The organism is Dietzia sp. SLG310A2-38A2 (assembly GCF_014145095.1).
Classification (GTDB): domain Bacteria; phylum Actinomycetota; class Actinomycetes; order Mycobacteriales; family Mycobacteriaceae; genus Dietzia.
The window spans coordinates 1-4816 of the sequence record NZ_JAALDX010000161.1 but is presented as its reverse complement, the minus strand read 5'-3'; the positions used below and the strand labels follow the sequence as shown (position 1 = coordinate 4816).

Annotated in this window: 4 protein-coding genes and 2 tRNA genes; 2 read left to right on the top strand and 4 right to left on the bottom strand. The window is 70.8% G+C overall.

Going from position 1 to position 4816, the window contains the following annotated elements; translation table 11 throughout:
• On the bottom strand, positions 1 to 1600 hold a 1600-nt coding region (locus tag G6027_RS06250), incomplete at its 3' end, for a 5'-nucleotidase C-terminal domain-containing protein (RefSeq protein ID WP_241726873.1).
• Positions 1601 to 1727: 127 nt separating this feature from the next.
• A complete protein-coding gene (locus G6027_RS06245) occupies positions 1728 to 2786 on the bottom strand; it encodes a pyridoxal phosphate-dependent aminotransferase (RefSeq protein WP_182636403.1) in 1059 nt (352 codons plus the stop codon).
• 105 nt (positions 2787 to 2891) lie between these two features.
• On the opposite strand from G6027_RS06245, the gene G6027_RS06240 reads away from it, so the two are divergent.
• Together G6027_RS06240 and G6027_RS06235 are read left to right on the top strand one after the other, a co-directional pair.
• Positions 2892 to 2983: transfer RNA gene (locus G6027_RS06240), tRNA-Ser, on the top strand.
• Between the two features lie 48 nt (positions 2984 to 3031).
• Positions 3032 to 3104: transfer RNA gene (locus G6027_RS06235), tRNA-Arg, on the top strand.
• A gap of 71 nt (positions 3105 to 3175) precedes the next feature.
• Here the strand turns inward: G6027_RS06235 and G6027_RS06230 are convergent.
• Both G6027_RS06230 and G6027_RS06225 read right to left on the bottom strand, forming a co-directional pair.
• Entirely contained in the window at positions 3176 to 4165 is a 990-nt protein-coding gene (locus tag G6027_RS06230) for a hypothetical protein (protein WP_182636401.1), read from the bottom strand.
• Positions 4165 to 4509, bottom strand: coding sequence for a PadR family transcriptional regulator (locus G6027_RS06225; protein ID WP_182636399.1), 345 nt, complete (start codon positions 4507 to 4509; stop codon positions 4165 to 4167). The genes G6027_RS06230 and G6027_RS06225 overlap by 1 nt, the downstream gene beginning before the upstream one ends.
• Positions 4510 to 4816: the final 307 nt, after the last annotated feature.

Below are 4816 nucleotides of genomic sequence, written 5' to 3'. Positions count from 1 at the left end.
GCTCGTCGTCGACCAGCAGTTCGGTGACCCTGGCGCCGACCGGTCGCCGGGTGTCCACTGTGTAGCTCACGTTCGACGAGACCGCCGGGCCGTTGTCGCCGATGTCGTCGGCGAAGTGGTCGAACGCGTCCTGGAGCTCCTGGCCCGTCACGGTCACCAGGTAGAGGCGGTCGCCGTAGGGCTGCACAGTGTGCAGGGTCGCGTAGTCCAGGGGGCCCTGCGGCAGGTCCGTGCGCAGCGAATCCGGGTTGGACAGCGCGAGCTGCGCACCCCGGCCCCGGGTGGCGTGGAGCTGGCCGTCGGCGATGACGTCCGCCAGCGGGGACTCCCCGTTGGAGTCCATCCTCCGGGGGACCGTCTCGGTGGCGGACCCGAGGGGCTCGCGGGCCTTCGGCGCGGCGGCGGCACCGGCCTGTCGCACGAGCTCCTCGGTCCCGGGGTCGGGTGCGATGTCGAGGTTCACCGTCTGGTTGAACGCCGAGGTCTGGGGACGGATCACGTCGCCGGTGGCGGGGTCGACGGCGAGGTCGACGACGGTGACCGACCGACCGTGGGACGCGGGCGCCACCACCACCCGCTCGTCGTTCTCCGCGTCCAGTACCCGGCAGGTGGCGGGACCGCCCGAGGCGCCGACGATCAGCGCGTCGACGGCGGGGTCCAGGCGTTTGACCAGATCCAGCTCGGTGAGTTCGTCCGGGCAGGCGCCGGGGTCGAGGTTGCCGTGCACGGTGGTGGACTGCACCAGGCCCACGATCGCCTCCACGCCGAGGAACTGCAGCGTCTCGACGGTCTCGTTGACCGCCCTGACGGGGTCGGCGAGCCGGGTCGTGGTCTCCGGAGCGCTGTCGGAGGGGAGGGTGACTGCCACGACCCCCACGCGGACGTCACCGATGCGATGGATCGCGAACGGGAAGGTGGGTGCCGCGTCGGGGGAGGGGATGACGTTGGAAGCCAGGAACGGGAACGCCGCACCGTGGAACGGTGGCAGGGGCGGGTCCATCCGGCAGTCCTGTTCGGTCCGGCACCCCGGCCGGACCAGGGATCGGACGTGGTCGGCGCCCTTCTCCAGCTCTCGCCTCCCGACCCCGGCGCCGTCTACGCCGAGACGGTTGAAGAACTCGATGGTCGGCCGGTCGCCCAGGAGCGCCGCCTCCGGAGCGGTCCCACCGATGGAGTCGCCGGTGGCCAGCAGCATCGCGTCACCGGCCTGGTCGCGCAGTTTGCCCACCGTCGCGGCCAGGTGTGCCCCACCACCCGCCGGCCGGACGTTTCCCGAGCCGTCACGGAGCTCGCCCTGGAACCCCACCGGTCGGGTCAGCGCACCGGAGAACTCGCCGATGCCGAGGATGCGCACCGACTGCGTCTCGACCGCGGGCGTCCACGGCCGGCTCGACTCGCCGGTGTTGGCGCCGGCGTGTGGTGTGGGTGCGAGCGTGAGGACGAGTGCGCCCATCGCCACGATCACCAGTGTGATGAGCGCGGTCCGGCGGAGCGAGGGCGAGTCCGGGTCGCGGAGTTCTGCGGATGAGTGTGAGCCGGACCATATAGGCGTGTCGACCGGCGAGGAGTTCACGTCGTCACATGAACTCTGCTGTCTCATCCGGCTCCTTCGGTGTCCATCGGTTCCGATCCGTCGCGGGCGCGCGGGATCGTGGGCAGGCACCGCTCTGCCCACGCGAACCCCGCCCACCTTGCCGGTGCGAGGTCACGGGAGCCCGCCGGAACAGTCACGTTCCGGTCACGAAACCGCGGGCGGCGTCCAGTAGACGGTCGTTCTCCGCCGGGTCGCCGATCGTCACCCTCACCCCGTGGCCGGTGAAACACCTGGTGACGACGAGGTGGTCGCGGCAGTGCGAGTCGAACGCGGCCGCGGCGTCACCGAGCGGCAGCCACACGAAGTTGGCCTGGCTCTCCGGCACGTCATGCCCGAGATCGATCAGCGCGTCCCGGACCCTCGTCCGTTCGGCCACCACGGCGTCCGTGCGGGCACGGAGCTCGTCACCCGACTCGAGGCAGGCGATCCCCGCCGCCTGGGCGAGCGAGCTCACCGAGAAGGGGACGACCATCTTCCCCACGGACACCACCAGGTCCACCGGCCCGGTCAGGTAGCCCACGCGCAGCCCCGCCAGGCCGTACGCCTTGGAGAACGTGCGCAGAGCGACGACGTTGGGTCTGGCCATCGACTCCGCCACGCCGTCGACGGGGTCCTTCGATCGGAGGTACTCGTAGTACGCCTCGTCCAGAGCCACCGTGACCCGCTCGGGAACACGGTCGAGGAACGCGGTGAGCTCGGCGTGGGAGACCGCCGGCCCGGTGGGGTTGTTGGGGGTGCAGACGAAGATCAGCCGGGTCCGGTCCGTCACGGAGTCGGCGATCGCGTCGAGGTCCAGGGTGCCGTCGGCCCGGTTCGGGACCGGGACCGGGACGGCGTGCGCGATTCGCGCGATGATCGGGTACGCCTCGAACGATCTCCAGCCGTAGAGAATCTCGTCCCCGGGTGCGCACACCGCCTGGACGAGTTGCTGGCACAGCGCCACCGAGCCGCAGCCCGCGGTGACGTTCTCTGACGGGATCCCGAGGAACTCCGACAGCCGGGACACCAGCGCGCCGGCGGTGATGTCCGGGTAGCGGTTCACCCCGGCCGCCGCCTCCGCGATAGCCGCTGCCACGCGCGGCAGGGGGCCCGCGGTGGTCTCGTTGGAGGCCAGCTTGACCGCGCCCGGGACCGTGGCGCCGGGAACGTATGAGGGGATGGCGTCGAGGTCGCTGCGCACGTCGGGGGACATGCGTACAGAGTAGGACCACCGGATGACGGCGGGGTGTCCGGCCGTTTTGCGCACCGCGCCGACCGGTGTGTACTGTTATCCCTCGTTGGCTCAGCAGAGCCTCCAGGAGGCGTGCCAGAGCGGCCGAATGGGACTCACTGCTAATGAGTTGTCCTCCTTAAAGGGGACCGGAGGTTCAAATCCTCTCGCCTCCGCCATGCCGGAGCACCGGGTGACCGGTTGAACTGGCACGACAGATGAATAATGCGCCCGTAGCTCAATGGATAGAGCACTTGACTACGGATCAAGAGGTTAGGGGTTCGAGTCCCTTCGGGCGCACAACAGCGGTACCGGCAGCGCCCTCGTCCACGCGGACGGGGGCGTTCGTCGTTCGTCCCTCCTTCGGCGACTCAGCGGGCAGCGGCCGTGTCCCGCCGGTGCGCCCGCAGGGTCTCGGCCTGGTCCCAGACCACGATCACCCAGACGGTGGCGATGACGCTCCATCGGATCGCCGCGGTCGACAGGTCGTCCCCGCCTGTCGAGACGATGTCGGGGTGGATCACCGAATCCTGGCTCAGCACCAGGACGGTGAGGAAGGCGCCGAACACGACGTCGGTGACCACCTCGACGGCCAGCCGCCGCCTGGACCTCCCCGGGCGGGCCAGGCGCCAGATCTGTACCAGTGCCAGCGCTCCGATCAGCACCAGGTAGCCCGCGAGCCACGCGGCGGGGATGTCGGGGTTCACCAGCGACTCGCCGCCGTTGAGGTGGCCGATGTAGAGGAAGGTCGACGGCACGAACGGCACCGCGGCCAGCAGTGCGAGGAGGTTCAGTGAGACGACCGCGTCGATGCGGGTGTCCGGTCGAGCCCGGGGATGGTCGAGCTCCGACGGGTCCCAGGCGGCCGACGTCGTGAACGGGTTGCGGCCGCCCTCGGGTGTGGTCCGTTCGACGATCACGACGATCAGAGTCCAGGCCGCGAACGCCCACAGCAGGGCGGACACCACCCCGCTCACGACCTCGCCGATGAGGCCACCCAGTTCGGCCTGTGGGGCCGTCGCCACGTAGACGATCGCGCTCGCGAGCGCTGCCAGGGCGCCGACGATCGGCATGAGCCAGCGCAGGACACGCAGCCACGTCGGGTAGACCTCGGGGCCGATGAGATAGGGGCGCGCGCCCGAGTAGCGGCGCGCCAGCGCGGCGGGGTCACCCAGCCGACCGAGCACGGCGCGTTCGACCGAGTCGGGGTCGGGCGCCGCGGCGCCGTCGACGGGGGAGTCGAGCTCGGCCGCGACCATGTCGTCGATGGTCGCGGCGATCTCCGCGGAGATGTCCTCGCTCTGGCCGTCCGGCAGTCGCCGGACCACCTCGGCGATGTAGCGATCGGTGAGTGTGGACATCACGTCTCCGCCTTCCGCAGATCGGTGTAGGCGCCGCCCAGCGCCTGCCATTCGGAGTGGAGTCGCTCGGCGGTCTCGGCACCGAGCGCGGTGGTCTCGTAGTACTTGCGGGGTCGGGGTGCCTCTGTCCGCCAGGTGGAGGCGAGCAGCCCCTGCCCCTCCAGGCGGCGCAGCAGCGGGTAGAGGGTGTTGGCCTCGGTGGAGATTCCGGCCTCGGCCAACGTGGTGAGCAGGGCGTACCCGTATCGCGGGCGCCTACAGGCCAGCAGGCTCGCCAGCACCACCGAACCGCGCCGGAGTTCCTGCAGGTGGGTGCCCAGCACCGCATCCGCTCCGTTGCTCATCTATCGCACGGTACTGTGCGTCACACAGTATGTGAAGGGTGTGTCGCCGAGCGGGACGCCGGCGGGACCCACGCTCGCCCGGTGGAGGCCGCCGCCCTGGTCGTCTAGCGTGACCGGTGTACGGGGGACACGGCCGGGGGCGGAAGTTGGTCGGTTCGAATGCGGGTCAGGGCTCGGAGAGCGCGGCGGGCAGGCGTCGGGCTACTCCTCGCCGCCGCGCTGGCCCTCTACGGATGCGCCGCGACCGACGATGGCCGGGTGAGCGCCCCCGGAGCCCCCGCCATCGATGGGCCGGAGCAGACCGCCG

Excerpts from the sequence above, each read along its gene's own strand:
- G6027_RS06225 (WP_182636399.1), bottom strand. The coding sequence starts at position 4,509 with ATGAGCAACGGAGCGGATGCGGTGCTGGGCACCCACCTGCAGGAACTC.
- G6027_RS06230 (WP_182636401.1), bottom strand. The coding sequence starts at position 4,165 with ATGTCCACACTCACCGATCGCTACATCGCCGAGGTGGTCCGGCGACTG.
- G6027_RS06245 (WP_182636403.1), bottom strand. The coding sequence starts at position 2,786 with ATGTCCCCCGACGTGCGCAGCGACCTCGACGCCATCCCCTCATACGTT.